The organism is Paenibacillus sp. MZ04-78.2, from assembly GCF_024213375.1.
In the GTDB taxonomy this organism is placed as follows: domain Bacteria; phylum Bacillota; class Bacilli; order Paenibacillales; family NBRC-103111; genus Paenibacillus_G.
This window is the reverse complement of record NZ_JANAVJ010000039.1, coordinates 26,797-47,176: the sequence shown is the minus strand read 5'-3', so window position 1 is coordinate 47,176 and position 20,380 is coordinate 26,797. Positions and strand designations below refer to the sequence as shown.

21 protein-coding genes, 1 tRNA gene and 1 other RNA gene are annotated in these 20,380 nt (G+C 50.2%); 2 read left to right on the top strand and 21 right to left on the bottom strand.

Translation table 11 applies throughout. The features are described 5' to 3' along the window. The 19 genes from NLX71_RS21455 to NLX71_RS21370 all read right to left on the bottom strand — a co-directional run. The coding region (locus NLX71_RS21455; RefSeq protein ID WP_254365802.1) for a vWA domain-containing protein at positions 1–701 on the bottom strand (701 nt) is incomplete at its 3' end. Positions 702–1,269: 568 nt separating this feature from the next. Beyond that, positions 1,270–1,650: a hypothetical protein gene (locus tag NLX71_RS21450; protein WP_254365801.1), complete on the bottom strand. Its 381-nt coding sequence runs from the start codon at positions 1,648–1,650 to the stop codon at positions 1,270–1,272. Continuing rightward, positions 1,626–2,216: a hypothetical protein gene (locus NLX71_RS21445; RefSeq protein ID WP_254365800.1), complete on the bottom strand. Its 591-nt coding sequence runs from the start codon at positions 2,214–2,216 to the stop codon at positions 1,626–1,628. The genes NLX71_RS21450 and NLX71_RS21445 overlap by 25 nt, the downstream gene beginning before the upstream one ends. Before the next feature lie 29 nt (positions 2,217–2,245). After that, positions 2,246–3,349: a DUF3696 domain-containing protein gene (locus NLX71_RS21440; protein ID WP_254365799.1), complete on the bottom strand. Its 1,104-nt coding sequence runs from the start codon at positions 3,347–3,349 to the stop codon at positions 2,246–2,248. After that, the gene (locus tag NLX71_RS21435; RefSeq protein ID WP_254365798.1) at positions 3,346–4,470 is read right to left on the bottom strand and encodes a DUF262 domain-containing protein; all 1,125 of its coding nucleotides are present in this window, start codon (positions 4,468–4,470) and stop codon (positions 3,346–3,348) included. The genes NLX71_RS21440 and NLX71_RS21435 overlap by 4 nt, the downstream gene beginning before the upstream one ends. A gap of 142 nt (positions 4,471–4,612) precedes the next feature. Then, positions 4,613–4,976: a transfer-messenger RNA gene (gene ssrA, locus NLX71_RS21430) on the bottom strand. A gap of 209 nt (positions 4,977–5,185) precedes the next feature. Next, a complete protein-coding gene (gene smpB / locus NLX71_RS21425; RefSeq protein WP_254365797.1) occupies positions 5,186–5,665 on the bottom strand; it encodes an SsrA-binding protein SmpB in 480 nt (159 codons plus the stop codon). Positions 5,666–5,752: 87 nt separating this feature from the next. Beyond that, positions 5,753–8,218 carry a ribonuclease R gene (rnr, locus tag NLX71_RS21420; RefSeq protein ID WP_254365803.1) on the bottom strand — a complete coding sequence of 822 codons (2,466 nt, stop codon included), beginning with the start codon at positions 8,216–8,218 and terminating at the stop codon, positions 5,753–5,755. A 29-nt stretch (positions 8,219–8,247) separates the two neighbouring features. Continuing rightward, the gene (locus tag NLX71_RS21415; RefSeq protein WP_254365796.1) at positions 8,248–8,448 is read right to left on the bottom strand and encodes a hypothetical protein; all 201 of its coding nucleotides are present in this window, start codon (positions 8,446–8,448) and stop codon (positions 8,248–8,250) included. Between the two features lie 37 nt (positions 8,449–8,485). Next, positions 8,486–8,857 carry an alpha/beta hydrolase gene (locus tag NLX71_RS21410; protein ID WP_254365795.1) on the bottom strand — a complete coding sequence of 124 codons (372 nt, stop codon included), beginning with the start codon at positions 8,855–8,857 and terminating at the stop codon, positions 8,486–8,488. Between the two features lie 71 nt (positions 8,858–8,928). Then, on the bottom strand, positions 8,929–9,057 hold the full coding sequence (locus NLX71_RS26690) for a hypothetical protein (RefSeq protein ID WP_302058383.1): 129 nt from the start codon (positions 9,055–9,057) through the stop codon (positions 8,929–8,931). 137 nt (positions 9,058–9,194) lie between these two features. Continuing rightward, positions 9,195–9,434 (bottom strand): preprotein translocase subunit SecG, encoded by a 240-nt coding sequence (gene secG, locus NLX71_RS21405; RefSeq protein ID WP_254365794.1) that lies wholly within the window; start codon positions 9,432–9,434, stop codon positions 9,195–9,197. Positions 9,435–9,555: 121 nt separating this feature from the next. Beyond that, positions 9,556–10,275, bottom strand: a complete 720-nt coding sequence (locus NLX71_RS21400) for a M50 family metallopeptidase (RefSeq protein ID WP_254365793.1) — start codon at positions 10,273–10,275, stop codon at positions 9,556–9,558. A 176-nt stretch (positions 10,276–10,451) separates the two neighbouring features. Next, positions 10,452–11,744: a phosphopyruvate hydratase gene (gene eno, locus NLX71_RS21395; protein WP_254365792.1), complete on the bottom strand. Its 1,293-nt coding sequence runs from the start codon at positions 11,742–11,744 to the stop codon at positions 10,452–10,454. A gap of 44 nt (positions 11,745–11,788) precedes the next feature. Further along, positions 11,789–13,333: a 2,3-bisphosphoglycerate-independent phosphoglycerate mutase gene (gene gpmI, locus NLX71_RS21390; RefSeq protein WP_254365791.1), complete on the bottom strand. Its 1,545-nt coding sequence runs from the start codon at positions 13,331–13,333 to the stop codon at positions 11,789–11,791. Position 13,334: 1 nt separating this feature from the next. After that, positions 13,335–14,087: a triose-phosphate isomerase gene (gene tpiA / locus NLX71_RS21385; RefSeq protein ID WP_254365790.1), complete on the bottom strand. Its 753-nt coding sequence runs from the start codon at positions 14,085–14,087 to the stop codon at positions 13,335–13,337. A gap of 12 nt (positions 14,088–14,099) precedes the next feature. Then, positions 14,100–15,281: a phosphoglycerate kinase gene (locus NLX71_RS21380; RefSeq protein ID WP_254365789.1), complete on the bottom strand. Its 1,182-nt coding sequence runs from the start codon at positions 15,279–15,281 to the stop codon at positions 14,100–14,102. A 226-nt stretch (positions 15,282–15,507) separates the two neighbouring features. After that, on the bottom strand, positions 15,508–16,512 hold the full coding sequence (gene gap / locus NLX71_RS21375) for a type I glyceraldehyde-3-phosphate dehydrogenase (protein WP_254365788.1): 1,005 nt from the start codon (positions 16,510–16,512) through the stop codon (positions 15,508–15,510). Between the two features lie 99 nt (positions 16,513–16,611). Continuing rightward, on the bottom strand, positions 16,612–17,640 hold the full coding sequence (locus tag NLX71_RS21370) for a sugar-binding transcriptional regulator (RefSeq protein ID WP_254365787.1): 1,029 nt from the start codon (positions 17,638–17,640) through the stop codon (positions 16,612–16,614). Between the two features lie 309 nt (positions 17,641–17,949). Here NLX71_RS21370 and NLX71_RS21365 point away from each other — a divergent pair. Both NLX71_RS21365 and clpP read left to right on the top strand, forming a co-directional pair. Then, positions 17,950–18,024, top strand: a tRNA-Arg gene (locus tag NLX71_RS21365). Positions 18,025–18,146: 122 nt separating this feature from the next. After that, positions 18,147–18,728 carry an ATP-dependent Clp endopeptidase proteolytic subunit ClpP gene (gene clpP / locus NLX71_RS21360; RefSeq protein WP_090674124.1) on the top strand — a complete coding sequence of 194 codons (582 nt, stop codon included), beginning with the start codon at positions 18,147–18,149 and terminating at the stop codon, positions 18,726–18,728. Between the two features lie 192 nt (positions 18,729–18,920). Here clpP and NLX71_RS21355 read toward each other — a convergent pair whose 3' ends face one another. Continuing rightward, on the bottom strand, positions 18,921–19,190 hold the full coding sequence (locus NLX71_RS21355) for an HPr family phosphocarrier protein (protein ID WP_010500412.1): 270 nt from the start codon (positions 19,188–19,190) through the stop codon (positions 18,921–18,923). Positions 19,191–19,446: 256 nt separating this feature from the next. Next, positions 19,447–20,376, bottom strand: a complete 930-nt coding sequence (whiA, locus tag NLX71_RS21350) for a DNA-binding protein WhiA (protein ID WP_254365786.1) — start codon at positions 20,374–20,376, stop codon at positions 19,447–19,449. Positions 20,377–20,380 lie beyond the last annotated feature (4 nt).

Genomic DNA, 20,380 nt, shown 5'->3' with positions numbered 1-20,380 from the left:
TAATTTAATAGATTACGAGAATGGAGGACATAACTTATCCCTCGAAAAATCGTGTCTTGACAATGGGGAGCATTACACTGATCCCCTGGTGCTGAATGAGAAACTGAACTCAGTGAATTTGACAACCATGAGAACAAGTCTCGGAATCTCAAACCTTTCAGCTTGATTGGTTCTCTGGTAGAAATTTGTCTTAATGTGTTCATATCTGCGTCTTCTACACCTACAGCAAAAAACATGAATGACTTAGCTGTTTCTCCTTCCTTTACTAATGCAGCAGCCCTTTGCCAATTATCTGTAGGAGCCCCGTCTGTAATTAGAAATATCCACGGACGATAGTACGATACACCATTTTGTTTGTATACTTCTTTACGATTGTTCAACATGTTCACTGCTTGTTCTATTGCGCTGCCCATAGGTGTATTTCCGTTGGCAATTAACGTAGGTGGATAGTAAAGGTCAGGACTTTGAAAATCCGATATGACCTGTACAGGGCCAAATCCAACCACAGCCACCTCAACTCTTTTAACTGCCATACTATCTGCCATTAGCTCATCCTTGAATGCAATGAGCCCGTTATTTAGCTCGTTTATAGGGATACCATTCATTGAGGCTGATGTATCCAAGAGAAGTATACAAGGACATCTTGGTTCAGGATTTTCAGCGAATTCTGCTGCAAATGGTATTTGCTCGAAATTAGACATGGGAGTAACCACCTTTTCCAAGTAATTTCTTAAATCTCAATGGAATGATCATGAGTCTATCAAAAGATCAACTAAGTTTTACACGCTACAGAAGAAGGGCGTGCCACCAGGCCCCCCACTACATGCCTAGTTGTATTATAGGCCATAAATCCCAGTTTTGGAATCCTTGTTTCACCATTCCCTATGATTCAGCATATTTCTTCATTCTAATGAACGAGTGCCCTACAAGAACTCGATTCCGGGTAGGGCGGCTCTTCCCTTTGCTCGGGTGGGAATTGCACCTACTGAAAGCACCCAGCTTACCTAGGCGCACCGAAGAACTTGTCGCAACTCGGCTCCGTATAGCATTAATGAGGCTCCAGACCTTTCTCAGTCTATTGGATCAGGAAGCTCCCAACCCTCAGCTTTTGCACAGCATGGGATACCATAAGCAGAAGCCTGAAAGCAAGGCCTCAGGAACCTCAACGTAGTAAGAAAAACAAAGGGGATGCCCTCAGCGGACATCCCTTCTGGTAATACTTATGGAGACGAGCCGTGGCTGGGTAAATCCACAATTTTTCGAAACAACTTATGTTGGGTCGTTTATAGTTTTTAACTTATTTCCAATGTGTCCTATAATACATTTTCTCGTTTTTTCGTCAGGTATAAAAAAAATTCTACCAGCACCAGGAGTCATTCTTAAATGCCAAGAAAACGTTTTATATTCTCCATCTGGGCATAAAAAGGTATGCCCCTCTTTACAATGACTTAAAGTTCTCTGACTTTCCGGAGTAACTTTAAATGGTAGTAACTGAGGATCAAACCCACCGTCAGACCATTTAATGAAGTAATCATTTAAATCCCATAACTTATTCCTTATCTGTTTAAGAATTAGCTCGCCTTTATTAAATTCAAATAGTTGGGCTAAAGTTCTTTCGCAGAATATTAATGCGGGGAATAATAGTTCCAAATTATTTCTCCATTCCGAATCCCAAAGTCTAATTTACTACGATTTTCAAAAAAGAACTTATGCGGATCGAGATGCTTAATATCACTTATATGACGAATTTCAATAATTTCTTCAAATATTTCGCCTAATGTATTTAACTCTATGAATGTAAGATTCAAAGCATGAGTATTCCACTCTTCCTCGAAAAAACTAATTGCGATTCCATCAACTAAATGGGCTATCCCTAAACCTTTACATACTTTTTCTTTGTATTTAAATTCAGATGAAATAAAATTTTGGTAAAGACTTGACTCGTAATGCTCATCTATGTATGGTTTTCTTGAAATCCTAGCTTTAAAGAATCGCTTTAACTCAATATCAACATCGTGGTCATTTAACCATTGAACGATTTTATATTCATTTGCTAAAAAAAGATGAATAAAATCATCCGCCACCCTTAAATCCTTGCTTACCCCAAGACTAAACAAATGCTGGATTAATAAAACAAACTGATTCATCCTTTGCCGAGCAAGAACTTGATTATTTACAGGCTCTGATAATGATAATTCATTGAAGATTAAATCCACAATAAAATTTTCTCCTTAGTTAATCGGAATTAAAAGAGTAATTGATCTAAGCTTTTATCCCATTCATCGAAGAAATCTTCTGGCCAGTTATCAATTCGCCCATTTTTATCTATTAATAAATTTTCAATTGAGTGAAATGACTTACCTTGAATATCTCGTTTACAAAAGAAATTAATCGATACATTCCCTGGATCAACGTAGCCATCCTTAACTGCTAACCTAATTCCATTTAATACATGATCACTATGTGTCTCAGTCATGATTTGGACGCCTCCCATAGAAGCAAAAGCCATTAATTTCCCAATAATTGACTGCCCTTTAGGGTGTAAGTGTGCTTCAGGATTTTCAATTAGTAATATGGTGCCCGGTTTAGCAGCAAGCAAAGAAACAAGTACAGGCAATATATACGTTAAACCAAAACCAACATTTGTTGCTCTAAATGAATTACTTATATCTCTATCACTAGTAAATCTATACCTCAAACTTAAAATGTCCATTTCAGTATGGTCACCAATAACAATTTTTGTCCCAGGTGTAATTATACTGAGCCAAGCATCAATTTGAGATTTTAAACTTTCTGAAACACCATCAGGATGAATTAAAAGTTTATTTTGTACAATTTCGTTTTGAAAAACCGATAGATAATGTGTTGTATATTCTCCGTTAATACCTATACTATTCTGTTGCCTTACTTTGTAGTTTGATCTATTAAAATACGTACGTGGACCGATTCTTTCAGCACTTAAATACTGAAATCTTTCGGAAAAAACCTCTACAGGTTGATTATTGTAATTTGAAGAGATAAGCGGTAATACATCTGAGGATTTTTCATATCCAAAAGTCCAGTTAATCTCTTCTCCTGAATTACTTTGTAACGTAATACTTACTGTTTCTTTTTCGGCATTTTCATTTAATAAATCTTGTCCTGTACCTACATACAACAGATCCCCATTTAAAGATAAACCCTCATTGAAAATTGTTCCTTGTAAAAAAGATTGTCTCAGTAAAAGCAATGATTGAATTACAGTAGATTTTCCCGCCCCGTTTAATCCTGTCAATAGTGTTAAAGGCTTGAGATTTATTTCTTGATTTTGAAAACACTTTATGTTTTGTAAATGCATTTTTGTTATCATGATAACACTTCCTTTATCAGCCTTTCTACTTTTGAAAATCTATACTGAACCCTTCTAGGATCGCCAGTACCTTGTGAGATTGATCCATCGAATTCCTTATCTTTCATTAGATTTATAAACATTGCTTTTACTGTTTCACGTTCACTTACTATTTTTTCACTTTGTTCATCATTAAGTAATCCTAGATTAACTGACCAAGTATCAAAAAGCGCCTTGTTCATCTGTTTCCTGCTATCCTTAGCATTATATCTTCTTCTAAAAGCATCATCACCAAAGATCGCTAATGAATTAACCATTGCTTTTTTAAATTTGCTATGCAATTCGGTTAATTCTTGCTCAGACTTTTTATTAAGCGTATTCATAGCAGAATTAAGAAAGTTTTCAAGATCAGGAAAGTATTTTGGATATGGAGTCATAGTAAATGCAAGAAACCTTAGTACAAAATCACGATCTTCCATTCTATCAGTCTTAACTGAATGACATGTCGCTTCTAAAAACTCGCGGCTTTCAGCTAAACTCTTTAGAAATGTTGATGCAGTTCCTTGATTTAAAGCATGTCGTATCTCCTGAGGTGTCAATGGAACACCTCCTGTATTAATCCTCTTGAAAATGTTATATTTTACTTCTTGTGGAGTCCCATAATTGATTACAAACGCAATTATTTGAGTTTCTTCAATTCTTCGTTGTATATGTCTGGGTAACTCATTATATAGAAGTCCTTCGAATTGGGTTACATACTCCATATTGTGAAGTTTCAATTCCTGATCAATTACAAATCTTTCTAAAGCTGTAAGACGCTGAAGTCCATCGACAATAAGCCAATTATTATCATTGCTACCATCAAAATAAAAAGCTGGGAGAGGGATTCTAATTATTAGTGACTCGATTAGTCTGCTCTGTTGGGAATCATCCCACAATCCACCCTTACGTTGAAAATCAGTCAATAAATTTATCTCTTTTTCTTTTAATCTTTTAACTAATAAATCAATGGTTAATGATTTTTGGGTTATATCGATCTTAGCTGGATCGAATGGGTCTGTAATTAATGTCTCACTCGAATCATCAGTCGTTTCAACAACATCTATATCATCAAATAAGGATAACTGCTTCATTTTATTCATCCTTTACACCCCACTTAACTTCGTCTAATCTAATTATATCCTTACCTCTTATTAAAATACAGATAGTTGAGATAATATAAAAAGAAAAGAAGCATCGCCACCATTTCAGTAGCAAAGCTCCTTTTCGTTTTGTGGATTTGCTTAATGGAGACGAGGGGAGTCGAACCCCTGTCCGAAGATAACGCCACACAGGCTTCTACGGGTGTAGTCACAGTTTTGATGTCACCCGAGCGTCGCCCCGTAACCGGCTACGCGTTGGGTCAGCCTGATTGTCTTCTTCAGCTAGCCGCAGGCGGAGACTAGACAGCGTATCCCACTAAAGTTGAGCCCCTATCCCGGCACATGGGCGATGCAGGGTAGAAGCACGCTCACAGGTTATTAAGCTGCGAAAGCGTAGGATTGTTGTTGTTTGCCATTTAATTGGCTTTAGCGTTGATAAAGCGGACGCGTCCCCACTACCCGCAACCCATGCTCGAACTATCCCCGTCGAATCCAAGAACGTCCCCGCATAGGTGGGCCTCCCATAGGAGGGGAGACCCTAATTAAAAAGGTTATGAAATAAAACTTACCTACAACTTCTGCTGACTTTTGCTATAAAAGCTGTGCACTTCCCCAAGTGCTCCTTCATTATAACATATCCTTGAGCAAAATGAAGGGGAGAGTTGTTGGAAGCGATACCAAAACTTAAACATATTGGCGTATTCCCGCCAAGACGTTACCGTGCGACCTTCTGCTTCTCGCGCAGCGCCCGCTGAATATCCCGCTGAGCGTCACGTTTCGCCTCCGTATCGCGTTTGTCATATTGCTTCTTCCCTTTGCCCAAGCCGAGCAGCAGCTTCGCGTAGCCGCTGCGCACATATACCTTGAGCGGCACCAGCGTATAACCTTCCTGCTTCGATTGGCCCAGCAGTTTGTTAATCTCGACTTTCTTGAGAAGAAGCTTGCGGGCCCGCGTCGGATCGCTGGGGTTAAACCGGTTGCCTTGCTCGAACGGACTGATGTGCATATTGTGCACGAATGCTTCGCCGTTGCGGATCGTCGCGAACGCATCGCCGATATTGGCTCGTCCGAGCCGCAGCGATTTGATCTCCGTCCCGGTCAGCACCAAGCCGCATTCGTAAGTATCCTCGATAAAATAATCGTGAGACGCTTTTTTGTTCTGCGCCAGCACTTTTCCATCGCTTTTTTTGCTCATGCCCCGTAGCCGCTCCTTCCCATACCGATTTCCAAACAGAGGGATGGAGTCCATTGTACCAACTCCATCCCCGGAAATCAAGGGGAATTAGCGCTTGACGGTCTTTTTGCGCTTCTTCTTGGCGAAGCCGATGCCCACGCCGCCGCCTTTGGCCGCCTTGCCCACGGCTTTGGCGCTTTTGCGCCCTGCCGCGCGGCCGGTCGCCGTGGCGCCCTCGCCGGTGCGCACCGGCTCCAGCGCGCGCGTCTTCGCCGCTGCCGGGCCTTTCCCGCGCCCGCTGCCGCCTGCGCCGCGCTTCCCGGCGCGTTCGCTGCGTCCCGCGCGGACTCCGCCTGCGGCGGCTTTGCCTGCGCGGCCCGCGCGCTTGTTCTTGCGCACGGCATCCAGCGCGTCGACCAAGCTCATCTTCTGCGGCCGCGGCTTCATATCGACCATCTCAAAATCGATGGTACGCTCCTCCATGTTTACCCGCGAGATACGTACCTTCACTTCATCGCCAAGGCGATAAATTTTGGACGTGCGCTCGCCGATAAGCACGTGCTGAGCGTCGTGGAAGTGGTAATAGTCGTCCGACAAATCGGATAGACGGATGAGCCCTTCCACGGTGTTTTCCAGCTCCACGAACATCCCGAAGCTCGTCACGCTGCTGATAATGCCGCCAAACTCCTCGCCGACTTTGTCGAGCATGAATTCGGCCTTCTTCAGCGCCTCCGTCTCCCGCTCCGCATCGACGGCCACCCGCTCCCGCTCGGACGATTGCTTCGCAATATCGTCCATCCGCGAAGTCAAGTACTCGTGCCGCGCTTCGCTGAGCGTTCCGCTTTCCAGCACCTCGCGAATGACGCGGTGAATGATGAGATCCGGGTAACGCCGGATCGGCGACGTGAAGTGCGAGTAAAATTCCGCGGCCAGACCGTAGTGGCCCAAGCTTTGCGAATCGTACTTCGCCTGCTTCATCGAGCGCAGCATCACCGTGCTGATGACCGTTTCTTCCTTCGTTCCCTTAATTTCCTCAAGCAGCGTCTGCAACGCCCGCGGATGCACCGAATTGCCTTTGCCCCGGACAACATAGCCGAAGTTCGTGATGAACTCCATAAAATGCTGCAGCTTTTCTCCATCCGGGTCCTCGTGAATCCGGTACAGGAACGGCGCCTTCATCCAATGAAAATGCTCCGCCACCGTCTCGTTCGCTGCCAGCATGAACTCCTCGATGATCATTTCGGCGATCGTCCGGTCCCGCTTCACGATATCTGTCGGCTTGCCGTCCGCATCGACCAAAATTTTCGATTCCTGAAAATCGAAGTCGATCGCACCGCGGCGCATCCGCTTCGACCGCAGCTTCATCGCCAGCTCTTTCATTAAACGGAAGTCTTCCAACAGGTACGCGTATTTCTCCAGCAGCTCCGGCTCGGGCGCTTCCTCGGCCAGCAGCTTGCGGACGTTCGTATACGTCATCCGCTCGCTTGTCTTGATCACGCTTGTAAAAATATCGTGGCGCACCACGTTCGCATCCGCGTCGAATTCCATCTCACAAGACATCGTAAGCCGGTCCACCTGCGGATTCAGCGAGCAGATCCCGTTGGACAGCCGGTGCGGAAGCATCGGAATGACCCGGTCCACCAAGTATACGCTGCACCCGCGATTGTACGCTTCATTGTCCAGCGGCGAGCCTTCGCGCACATAATAGCTGACATCGGCGATATGCACGCCGAGCACATAGTTGCCGTTCGGCAGCCGCTCCACGTTGACGGCATCGTCCAAGTCTTTGGCGTCTTCTCCGTCAATGGTAACGATACGCTTCCCGCGCAAATCGCGGCGGCCCTTCAAATCCCCTTCCGAGATCACGTCCGGCACAGCCGACGCTTCTTCCATCACCTCGTCCGGGAACGCTTCAGGCAGCTGGTGCTTGCGGATAATCGAGAGAATATCCACGCCCGGATCGTTTTTATGACCCAGAATCTCCACCACTGCGCCTTGCGCCGCCGCACGTCCTTCCGGGTACGATACGATTTTCACCACGACCTTGTGCCCGTCCATGGCGCCGCCGAACGATTCCTTCGGAATAAAAATATCCCGTACCACCCGCTTGTCGTCCGGAATGACAAACGCATACTCCTCATGGGACCGAAACAGACCGACGATCTGCGTATTGCCCCGGCTGACCACCCTTACCACTTCGCCCTCCATCCGGCCGCCGGACGGACTCTTGGACGTGATCCGCACGAGCACGATATCCCTGTTCATCGCCGTCCCCATATCGTTGGCATGGATATACACGTCCGGATGATCGCGGTCGTCGGGTATGAGAAAGCCGAAGCCTTTGGCATGCGCCTGCAGCTTGCCGCGCAGCAGATTCATCCGCTCCGGCACCCCGTACCGTTCGTTGCGCGTACGAAGAATAAGTCCTTCATTCTCGAGCTCATTGAGCAGCTTCAGGAACGCTTTGAATTCCTGCGCGCTCTCCAGCACGAAGTGCTGCTCCAGCTCATGATACGTCATCGGCTTATAAGCCGTCTCTTTCATAAAATCTAGCAAAGCTTCACGCGTTATCAATGTTCTCACCTGCCTTTTCTTTCTATAACCTATGTCTGAATTTCCACGACCGCCTGTTTCCATGTCCCGACCTGGTCAAGCCTCGCCAAAAAACGGGATATATCTTCGTATACCCGTTCCCGCCACTCATCAAGCAGCAAGCCATGAGAGGAATGGGGGTAATACTCGATTTGACGGACGCGCGAGGATACATGCCGGTAAATGTACTCTGCGCTTTTCGGAAGGGCCATCCCGTCTTCTTCTCCCTGCCCGACAAAATAACAGCGCCTACACTTGGTCCAAGTCCGCCTTTACGAGCTTCATCAGCTTCCGAAGATCGACCACGCACCGGACCGTCGTCTTGTCATATGTACAGGCTTCCTCGATCAGATGCGCGGCCGCCGTCGGCCTCCGTTCGATGTATTTGATAAAGCACTGCATCAGCAGGGCCAGCGAGGTTTTGTGGCTGGACAAAAACATCGGCGCCGCCAGCGAAACCACGCCGTCAAGCCTTCGCTTCATCGCCAGCTCCAAAGCCAGCAGCCCTCCCATAGAATGACCGATCGCCACAATTTTGCCCTCGCCAGCCCGCCTGGCAGCCATCGCATCATAGCTGTGCAGCACATGACCGGACCAATCATCCCGGCCGGTACGGATCATACATATCCTCCGGCGTCGTGGCATGCCCCGGCAGCAGGATAGTATTAACAGTATAGCCCAGATCGTTCAAATCATAGCCAAGCCGCCGAAACTCCGACGGGGAACCCGTAAAACCACTGAATGAGCAGCAACTGCGTCGAAGCCCGCTCACCGGTACCTTCCAGCCGAAAAGGCTCCGTTGTTGTGTATACTCGTTTCAAGCGCCCCGCCTCCGCCTCGCAGCCTTCGGGATTTACCGGACCGCCTCTGAAGCATGCGGCCCTCGCGAGATCTATCCATGTGAAAAGCTACAAAAAAACAGCAGGAGTAATATTCCCCTGCTGTCGCCTTTTTATGTTTACGCGCCTCTTACAAAGAACGCCACAACCAAAGATAAGACGAAGAATACAACGGCGAGACCCATAGTCAAACGGGACAAAAACAGTTCCATCCCCCGCGCCTTCTTCTTTCCGAACAGATGCTCCGCCCCTCCGGAGATGGCACCGGACAAACCTGCGCTTTTTCCCGGCTGCAGCAAAACGGCCGCAATCAAGCCAAGTGAAGCGATGACCAGGATGATCTTCAATGCTAATTCCATGATTCCACCTCCTGCAAAAATAAACGGACTTGTCCGAAAATAGACAGCATGCTTAGTATACCACAAAAAATACGCATTAACAAATCCTGTTGGATCGTCCCATGCGTATTTTACAAAATCTTTATTCTCCGAATTGCTGACGGTACCCAGGACGCGAGGATCGTGGCGATCGCGGCGATTTCCGTCCGCTGAGAAACCACTTCAGCGCCCGTACCGCGCACCACAAGGAAAACAGCGTCAACAGCAACGCCCACCCAATAGCCGGGATCGGAGTCACCAGACTGAGGTTCGTCGCATCGCCCGCCTTCGCCGGATCGTTCCAAGCATACAGGATCAACGAGAACGGCCCGAAAACCGACTCTTCCAGCGTAAGGAATGCCAGCAGCAAGTAATACAGGTCGTTGAGCCAGCGAGGCATAAACGCCAGCATGATCGTATTCAAGATAATGAAACCGAGCAGCCAGAAGACTCCGAACTCGTTGCGCACGAACAAGATAAGCGCCACGATGGCGATCGCCGTCAATACCTGCAGTCCGAGCCGCTGCTTGTTGCCGGCCCACATCCGGAACATGAAGAGCGCAAAAAGCGATGCCGTCGTGTACCCGGCCAGCGCAATCGGAAGAAGACTCCATCGGCTCGTCACCTGCGAATACGTCACGCCGCTATGGTTGGCGAACAGCTCAATGTACATCACTTTACCGGAGAGCGCCAACGTCACGATCGCATGGCCGAACTCGTGAATCGTCGTATCGAGATTGCGGAAAAAATCGCTGAAGGGAATCAAATGCGTAAGAAAGGCCGATAAAATTAAGAAAAATACGGTCTTTATCAGATTACTCATGTGATCCCCTCCGGGTAAGTATCAGCGTTTGGAGTGCAAAAATCGACAACCGTTGCCGTTTCCATGATGTCTGCCTATGGTGCTATGTTCCGGCAGACACACGGATCTCCAACTCCGGTTGTCGAAAGCAATTCAAACCTATTTTATTATTAATCCCTGTACTTTACAACTGCAACTTATTTGAAGTTTTTCAGGTTATAAAATGCAGATTTGCCTGCGTATTGAGCGACGCCTGCCAGTTGATCCTCGATGCGGAGCAATTGGTTGTACTTCGCCACGCGGTCGGTACGGGAAGGCGCACCGGTTTTGATTTGGCCTGCGTTCGTAGCTACGGCGATATCGGCGATCGTGCTGTCTTCGCTTTCACCGGAACGGTGTGAAATCACTGCCGTATAGCCAGCGCGTTTTGCCATTTCGATCGCATCGAACGTCTCGGTCAAGGAACCGATTTGGTTCACTTTGACGAGGATGGAATTGCCGATATTTTGCTCGATGCCTTTGGACAGACGGTTCGTGTTCGTTACGAACAAGTCGTCGCCGACGAGCTGCACTTTGTTGCCAAGCTTCTCAGTGAGCAGCTTCCAGCCTTCCCAATCGTCTTCGGAGCAACCGTCTTCGATCGTGATGATCGGGTATTTATCTACCCAGGAAGCGAGGAAGTCTACAAACTCGGCGGGAGTGAACGACTTGCCTTCGCCTTCGAGATGGTATTTGCCGTCTTTGAAGAACTCGGTGGAAGCTACGTCCATGCCCAAGAATACGTCGACGCCCGGCTTATAGCCTGCGCGCTCGATCGCCGTGATGATCGTTTGAATCGCCGCTTCGTTGGAGCTCAGGTTCGGAGCAAAGCCGCCCTCGTCGCCTACCGCCGTGTTCAAGCCCTGCTCTTTCAATACGTTTTTCAAGCTGTGGAAAATTTCTGTGCCCGTACGCAGCGCTTCTTTGAAGGTCGGAGCGCCTACCGGCAATACCATAAACTCCTGCACGTCCACATTGTTGTCCGCATGTGCGCCGCCGTTGATGATGTTCATCATCGGAACCGGAAGCGTCTTGGCGTTGAACCCGCCGAGGTATACGTACAGCGGGATATCCAGCGCTTCAGCCGCTGCGCGGGCTACCGCCATGGATACGGCGAGAATGGCGTTGGCACCAAGCTTCGCTTTGTTCGGCGTGCCGTCCAGCTCGATCATACGCTTGTCGATGCCGACTTGATCCAGGGCGTTCATGCCGATGATTTCCGGCGCGATCACGTCGTTGACGTTCTCTACAGCTTTCAATACGCCTTTACCGAGGTAACGGCCTTTGTCGCCGTCGCGAAGCTCTACGGCTTCGTAAGCGCCGGTCGATGCGCCGGATGGAACGATAGCGCGGCCGCGCGCTCCGGATTCCAGATACACTTCCACTTCAACAGTCGGGTTACCACGGGAGTCAAGCACTTCACGAGCGTATACATTGGAGATTACAGTCATTGCTAGAACACTCCTTCTCTTTTTTTAATCCATTTGCACAAGGGTTAACTGCGTGTTGCAACGATCGATTTACCGGTCATTTCCGCAGGCTGCGTCAAGCCCAGAAGCTCAAGCATCGTCGGGGCGATATCCGCCAAAATACCATCGGTTCTTAGTGTAGCATGACTATCGGTCATAATGAAAGGGACCGGATTCGTCGTATGCGCGGTATTGCGCGAACCGTCCGGATTCGTCACAATATCGGCGTTGCCGTGGTCGGCCGTAATCAGCGCGACCCCGCCCTTCGCCAAAATGGCGTCGACGACTTTGCCGAGGCACTCGTCCGTCGCTTCGATCGCCTTAATCGTCGGCTCCAGCAGACCGGAGTGTCCGACCATGTCAGGGTTGGCAAAGTTTAGAATGATGACGTCCTGACGCTCGGCCTCGATCTCCTTCACCGCCGCTTCCGCTACCTCGTAAGCGCTCATCTCTGGCTTCAGGTCATACGTCGCAACCTTCGGGGAGCTGATGAGAATACGCGTTTCGCCCGGGAGCTCAACGTCGCGGCCGCCGCTGAAGAAGAACGTGACGTGCGGGTACTTTTCCGTCTCGGCAATGCGGAGCTGCTTCAGGTTGTTCTGCACCAGCACCTCGCCGAGCGTATTGTCCAGATTCTTCGGTTTATACGCAACGTAACCGCCCACCGTTTCACTGAAGAGCGTCAGGCACACATAGTACAAATCCTTCGGGCACTTGTCCCCGCGGTCGAAGCCGCGGAAGTCGCTGTTCGTGAATACCTGCGACAGCTGGATGGCCCGGTCCGGCCGGAAATTGAAGAACACGACCGAATCGCCGGACTCTACCAGACCGACAGGCGTGCCGTCCTTCTTCACGATAACCGTCGGCATGACGAACTCGTCGTATACGGAACGGGTGTACGATTCCTTGATAGCGCTCATCGGGTCCTCGAAGGCTGGTCCTTCCCCGTATACCATCGCGCGGTACGACTTTTCTATACGCTCCCAGCGCTTGTCGCGGTCCATCGCATAGTAACGTCCTTGCACCGTAGCGATGTGGCCGACGCCGAGCTCCGCAATTTTGTTTGTCAATTGCTCTATATAATTCACAGCGCTATCCGGCGCGACATCGCGACCGTCCAGGAACGCGTGAATGTAGACTTCATGGAAGTCTTCCTTCTTGCACACATCCAGCAGTGCGAACAGATGCGCGATATGGCTATGTACGCCGCCGTCGGACAGCAGACCGTACAGATGAAGCTTCTTGCCGTGCTCTCGGGCATGGCGTACAGCGCCGAGTATCGTTTCGTTTTCGAAAAATTCGCCTTCGCGAATCGACTTGGAAATCCGCGTCAAGTCCTGATACACGGTCCGTCCGGCGCCGATGTTCAAATGGCCCACTTCGGAGTTGCCCATTTGCCCTTCCGGCAGCCCGACCGCTTCGCCGCAAGCGGTTAGCGTCGTATGGGGAAACTGGTTCCAATACCGGTCGTAATTCGGCTTGCTCGCCTGCGCTACCGCATTACCCTGTGTATCGTTACGAAGGCCGAAGCCGTCCAAAATAATCAGTGCTACCGGTTTCGGTCTGGCCATTTTACTCGGCCCCCTTGATCAAATCGATGTAGGATGCCGGCTCCAGACTCGCTCCGCCTACAAGCGCACCGTCGATGTCCGGCTGCTGCATGTACTCGGCGATATTGTTCGGCTTCACGCTGCCGCCGTATTGAATCCGCACCGCTGCTGCCGTCTCGGCTCCATACAAGCCGGAAACCAGCTCGCGGATGTATCCGATCACGTCTTGCGCGTCCGCCGCCGTCGACGATTTGCCCGTTCCGATCGCCCAGATCGGCTCGTAAGCGATGACGACTTTCGCCGCTTGCTCCGCGCTCAAACCGGCAAATGCCGCTTCGGTCTGCACCTTGCATACGTTTTTCGTTTGGCCCGCTTCGCGCTCTTCCAGCTTCTCGCCGACGCATACGATCGGAGTCAAGCCGTGCTTGAACGCCGCATGCACTTTTTTGTTCACTGTTTCATCCGTTTCGGCAAAATAAGCCCGGCGCTCGGAGTGCCCGATGATCACGTACTCTACGCCGAGATCTTTCAGCATCACGCCGCTGATCTCGCCCGTAAACGCGCCGTTGTCTTCGAAATGCAGGTTTTGAGCACCGACCTTCAACGTCGTGCCCTTCACCGCTTCTACCAAGGCCGGAAGGTTCGTGAACGGCGCGCAAATGACGCTTTCAACGCCCGCTACTTCGCCCTTGCCCTTCACCTCGCTGACAAAGGCCAGCGATTCCCCTACCGTTTTGAACATTTTCCAGTTGCCCGCAATGATTGGTTTGCGCATATGCCCCGCCTCCTACTTATCGTTTAAAGCCACGACGCCTGGAAGCGCCTTGCCTTCCATAAATTCAAGAGAAGCTCCACCGCCAGTGGAGATGTGATCCATTTTGTCGCCGAGATGGAATTTCTCCACAGCCGCCGCCGAGTCGCCGCCGCCGATGACCGTATAACCGGCCGTCGCCGCGCAAGCTTCCGCTACCGCTTTCGTTCCATCTTCGAACGGCTTCAATTCGAATACGCCCATCGGTCCGTTCCATACGACCAGCTTGGATTCCGCAATCGTTTTGGCGAACAGCTCGCGGGTTTTCGGTCCGATGTCGAAGCCTTCCCAATCCGCCGGAATTTGGTCGACATTTACAATTTTCGTATTCGCCGAAGCGCTGAAATCGTCACCGACAACAACATCAACCGGCAGCAGGAAGTTCACGCCTTTTTCCTTCGCTTTGCGCTCAAATTCCTGCACCAGCTCCAGACGGTCGTTGTCCACGAGGGATTTGCCGATCTCGTAGCCTTTCGCTTTGAAGAAGGTGTAGGACAGCCCGCCTCCGATGATGATGTTGTCCGCGATCTCGATCAGCTTCTCGATGACGGCGATTTTGTCTTTGACCTTCGCTCCGCCGACAATCGCGGTAAACGGACGTTCCGGGTTGTTGAGCGCTTTGCCGAGAACGTCGAGTTCTTTTTCCATCAGCAATCCGGATACGGCCGGCAGATGATGCGCGATGCCTTCCGTGGAAGCATGAGCCCGGTGCGCGGCGCCGAATGCGTCGTTGACGTACAGATCCGCCAGCTCGGCAAAAGCTTTCGCCAGCTCCGGATCGTTCTTCTCTTCGCCTGCATAGAAGCGCACGTTCTCAAGCAGCAGCACGTCGCCGTCGTTCAGCTTGGCAATTTGCGCTTTGACCGCGTCGCCAATCGCTTCGTCCGCCTTCGCAACCGGCTTGCCGAGCAGCTCGGACAAGCGTGATGCAGCCGGAGTCAGCCGCATGTCTTCAACGACTTGTCCCTTCGGACGACCCAAATGGCTGGCCAGAATGACTTTCGCTCCGCGATCCGTCAAATACTTGATCGTCGGCAGCGTTTCGCGAATCCGCGTATCGTCAGTAATTTTCCCGTTCTCCAGCGGCACGTTGAAATCGACCCGGACAAATACGCGCTTACCGCTAACTTCTACGTCACGAACGCTTTTCTTATTCATCTTCCATGCCTCCCAGCGGTTTTGTCTTTCCTACCCACATACAAAAATTGTGGGAATGTACCTGTTTCCACTATTGAAAGGCAGCTCGCGCGAGCACAAATGGGATGTGTCGTAGAGTGCAAGCGCGGTTCCTTTGAATCAACAGAACCCGGAGACACATCCCATTGCGTACAATAAGCGAGCTGTCTTTCAAGCAGGTTTTCAGAACATCACCACAATTTTACCATTACAGACCTTTTTTCGCGATAAAGCTTGCCAGATCGATGACACGGTTGGAGTAGCCCCACTCGTTGTCGTACCAAGATACCACTTTCACCATGTTGTCGCCGACAACCATCGTGGACAGCGCATCGATCGTGGAAGAAGCCGGATCACCGTTGTAATCGCTGGATACGAGCGGCTCTTCGGAGTAGTTCAGGATGCCTTTCAGCGGACCGTTAGCGGCTTCTTTCAGAGCGCCGTTCACTTCGTCCACCGTTACGTTTTTGCTTAGCTCAACAACGAGGTCCGTAACCGATACGTTCGGCGTAGGAACGCGCATCGCCATACCGTTCAGCTTGCCTTTCAGCTCCGGCAGCACGAGGGAAACAGCTTTCGCAGCGCCCGTCGTCGAAGGAATGATGTTTTCAGCGGCTGCACGAGCGCGGCGCAGGTCTTTATGCGGCAGGTCGAGCACTTGCTGGTCGTTCGTGTAGGAGTGAACCGTTGTCATCATGCCTTTCACGATACCGAATTTATCGTTAATCACTTTCGCGAAAGGAGCCAAGCAGTTCGTTGTGCAGGATGCGTTCGAGATGATCGTATGTTGAGCCGGATCGTATTTATCTTCGTTAACGCCCATAACGATCGTGATATCTTCGTTCGTTGCAGGCGCGGAGATGATAACTTTTTTCGCTCCGCCTTTCAGGTGAAGCTCGGCTTTCTCTTTTGAGGTAAAGATCCCTGTGGATTCAACAACGATTTCAACGCCGTTTGCAGCCCAAGGCAGGTTTTCCGGATTGCGCTCGGCGAATACTTTAATGGTTTTGCCGTTCACGATGAGCGCACCTTCGGTAGCTTCCACCGTAGCGTTCAGACGACCGTGAGTCGTGTCGTACTTGAGCAGGTGAGCCAACGTTGTTACATCCGTCAAGTCGTTGATAGCAACGATTTCCACCTCAGGATTGCCAAGTGCTGCGCGGAATACATTACGACCGATACGTCCAAAACCGTTAATACCAACTTTTACCATGTTGAAAGCCTCCTAGAAATGATTTGGTTTCCGCTGCTCCCGGCAAGGTTTTGTATAATTACGACCGCGGCAGCGATATGTCAAGACAGGCAGAGCCCGTCAAGATAGCAAGCGATTGACAACTTCCAAAGCAGCCGCCTCATCGGTGACCAGCACGTCCTCATGACCGTGTTTCAATACCGAAGCGATTGACTCGCCCTTGCTTTTGCCTCCGGCAATTCCGATCACATGGTCCATGTTGTGAATGTCTTCGATGCGTAGCCCGATAGTCGGCATTTTGTGCAAAATGTTTCCGTCCCGGTCAAAATAGTACCCGAGCGCTTCCGCAAGCGCGCCGTCATGCCGCAAACTTTCGGTCGTCTCCGGGTCCACCTTGCGCCGTCTGGCCATTACCATAGCTTCTCCGATGCCGTGAACGACAATCCGAGCGCCGCGGATGAAGGCGATGATCTCCGCAATGTGGCTGTCCTGCATCAGCGATTGATACGCTTCCTCGCCGAGATGGTCCGGCACGTGCAGCAGCCGGTAGCGGGCGCCCGCTTTCTTCGCCATCGTCGAGGCGATCGTGTTCGCCTGAAGCTCGACACTTTCCCCGAGTCCGCCGCGGGCCGGCACGAACCAGCAGCCCTTCATCGGAGTCGCCGGCGTCAAATGATAGGCCACTTCAGCCATCGTAGAGCCGCCGGTTACGGCAATGGTTTCGTCCTCACCAACCAGCTTCCGCAAGACGGAGGCGCCGGCGCGGCCAAGCTCTTTCTTCGTATGAGGGGAAACGTCCGAATCGCCTGGGACGATGATCACTTGCTTCAAGCCGAAGTGCGAACGTATGCGTTCTTCCAGCTCGGTCAGACCGAACAAGTCTTTAACGACCGGTTCAAGCCGCTCTAACAGCTCTCTGCCCGCTCCGCTGATCCGCATGCCGGAAGCTTCGACTTCGATCAAGCCCTGCTCCTTCAGAAAATCCACTTCCGCGCGGAGCACCCGCTCCGTCGCTCCCACCGACAGCGCCAGCGTCCGACGGCCCACCAAACCGGATATCATGATGTGATGCAAGATCGTATATCGCTTCTTCATGGTGTCAACCAGATCGGGCAAAAGCTGCTTTTGAATGTCGAGGATTTCTCTCATGGATTCACACCTGCTTAAGATCGCAGCTTCGTTGGACGTTTTTTGTCCCAGCGCTGCATTTTAAGTCCCACATACTCTAAAAAAAGTACTAAGTTGTTTCACTTAGTGTCCCCATTATAACCCATTCCTCATCTCACATCAAGTGCCTTCGTCACCGTTCGACATTCCGTTAACCGTCCGCAACCGCTATTCTTGCGGCAATTTAAGTGTGGAAATTTTTTTTATCGCCAAAAGGTTGCTTTTCTTGGGCACATAGCTTATAATAATTTTTGCTGTCACTTATGAAACACAGCACACCAAATTAAATATGCGCCCGTGGTCCAATGGATATGACGTAGGCCTCCGGAGCCTGAGATCAAGGTTCGATTCCTTGCGGGCGCGCCATTCACACACAGTCAGTTTTAACAAAACTGATTTTTTTATTTCATTGGTTTGACCTTTCTTGACCTTTGTTTGTTTTTCGTATATGATGGTTATAGTTTGAATATAAAAGGAGGCTGCAGCCCATGAGTTTTATTCCAATGGTCGTCGAACCGGATGCAAGAGGAGAACGCGCTTATGACATCTATTCGCGTCTGCTCAAGGACCGGATTATTTTTCTCGGAAGTCCGGTCAACGATGTTGTAGCCAATTCGATTATTGCCCAAATGCTATTCCTGGCCGCAACCGATCCGGATAAAGACATCAGCTTGTATATCAATAGCCCTGGCGGCTCCATTACGTCGGGGATGGCGATCTATGACACGATGCAATTCATCAAACCGGACGTGTCCACGATCTGTGTCGGCATGGCGGCATCAATGGGCGCCTTTCTGCTCACCGCGGGAGCGAAAGGTAAACGCTTGGCGCTGCCGAACAGCGAGGTTATGATTCACCAGCCGCTCGGCGGAGCCGAAGGCCAAGCCAGCGATATCGAGATCCGCGCGAAGCGCATCCTGAAAACGCGCGACAAGCTGAACACGATTCTCGCCGAGCGTACGGGCCAATCGATCGAGCGCATTGAGAAAGATACCGACCGCGACAACTTCATGTCCGCAGAGGAAGCAAAAAACTACGGCTTGATCGACAAAGTTATCGAACGCGTATAACCCGATCCGGTCAGCACGAAAAGCCCGGCCAGTCCACGGCGCATCTGAGTATGCCTCCGTACGAATGGCCGGGCTTTTTTGCATGCAACGAATTGCCCAAAAAAGGTTTCACTTTATTTGCGAGTATCCTATGCGACAAAATAAGGAACGCCGCAAAGAAAAAAGCTTCCGGATCGGAAGCCCTGTGGCGGTTTATTGGTTTTCCAGCTCTTCCTTGCTGACCAATGTGACTAAAGCGTTTACAGCCTGTTCGGCGTCCGAACCTTCTGCACTTATGTGAACTTCGGTTCCTGTGCTGATGGCCAAACTCATAATGCCCATAATACTTTTGGCGTTGACCTTCTTCTCGTCCTTCTCCACAAAAATCTCTGAAGAAAACTTATTCGCTTCCTGTACGAAAAGCGCTGCCGGTCTGGCGTGAAGGCCTGTTTTCAACTTGACGACAACTGGGCGTCTCGACATGCAACCAATACCCCCTACAATCTTTGAATTCCTAAAATAAGGAAGGGCGTAACGCCCTCAGCGTAAACGAAACCATCGTCCTGCAGGACTAGACAAACGATTTACCAACGATTTCGGCATGGATGTGCAATCTGGAGGGTAGTCTATCCGAAACCGATTTAAACAAACGATTTTTCAAACATTATATCATTTTTCGGCAGTTTACACTAGAATTATTGCAAATTTACACAAAAAATCTATAATTGGCCGGATCTACTCACGATTTCCGCAGCTTTTCAGCCAATTCATCGATTTTGCGGAGCCGGTGGTTCACCCCGGATTTGCTGACTTTGCCTTTCAGCAGATCGCCGACCTCTTTAAGGTTCATATCCGGATGCTTAAGCCGGATCTCCGCCACTTCCCGAAGCTTGTCGGGCAGGTTGTCCAGCCCTACTTCCTTTTGCAGCAGCCGGATGTTGTCGATCTGCCGGACGGCGGCGCCGATCGTCTTGTTCAGATTGGCGGTTTCGCAGTTGACCAGACGGTTGACGGAATTGCGCATATCCTTCATAATCCGGACGTCCTCGAACCGGAGAAGCGCTTGGTGAGCGCCGATCAGGCTGAGAAACTCGATGATCCTCTCGCCTTCTTTGATGTACAGGACGAAGCCCTTTTTCCGCTCGATGCATCTGGCGTTCAAATCGAACTCATTGGCCAGCCGTACCAGAGCCTGACAGTGCTCCTCGTACATCGAATAAATCTCCAGATGGTACGACGTCCCCTCCGGGTTGTTCACGGAGCCGCCAGCAAGGAACGCCCCGCGTAAATAAGCGCGCTTGCAGCAGCTGCGTTTAATGATATCCGGCTCGATGCCGGGGGTGAACAAAAAGCCTTCGGAGACGATATACAGCTCCGACAGCAGGTTCTGCACTTGATTCGGCACGCGTACGATATACACGTTGTTTTTTTTGAGCCGCATTTTTTTACGGACGAGCAGCTCGGTGTGCACCTTGAACGATTTTTTGAGCAGCGAATAAATGCGTCTTGCAATTGCGGCGTTTTCCGTCGAAATATCGAGCACGATCTTCTGGCTGGTCAACTGCACAGCCCCGTTCATGCGGATAAGAGCGGACAGCTCGGCTTTCTCGCAGCAGCACTCCGACTCCATCATGGTCAGTTCTTTTTTCGTCTGGGCGGCGAAGGACATGGGA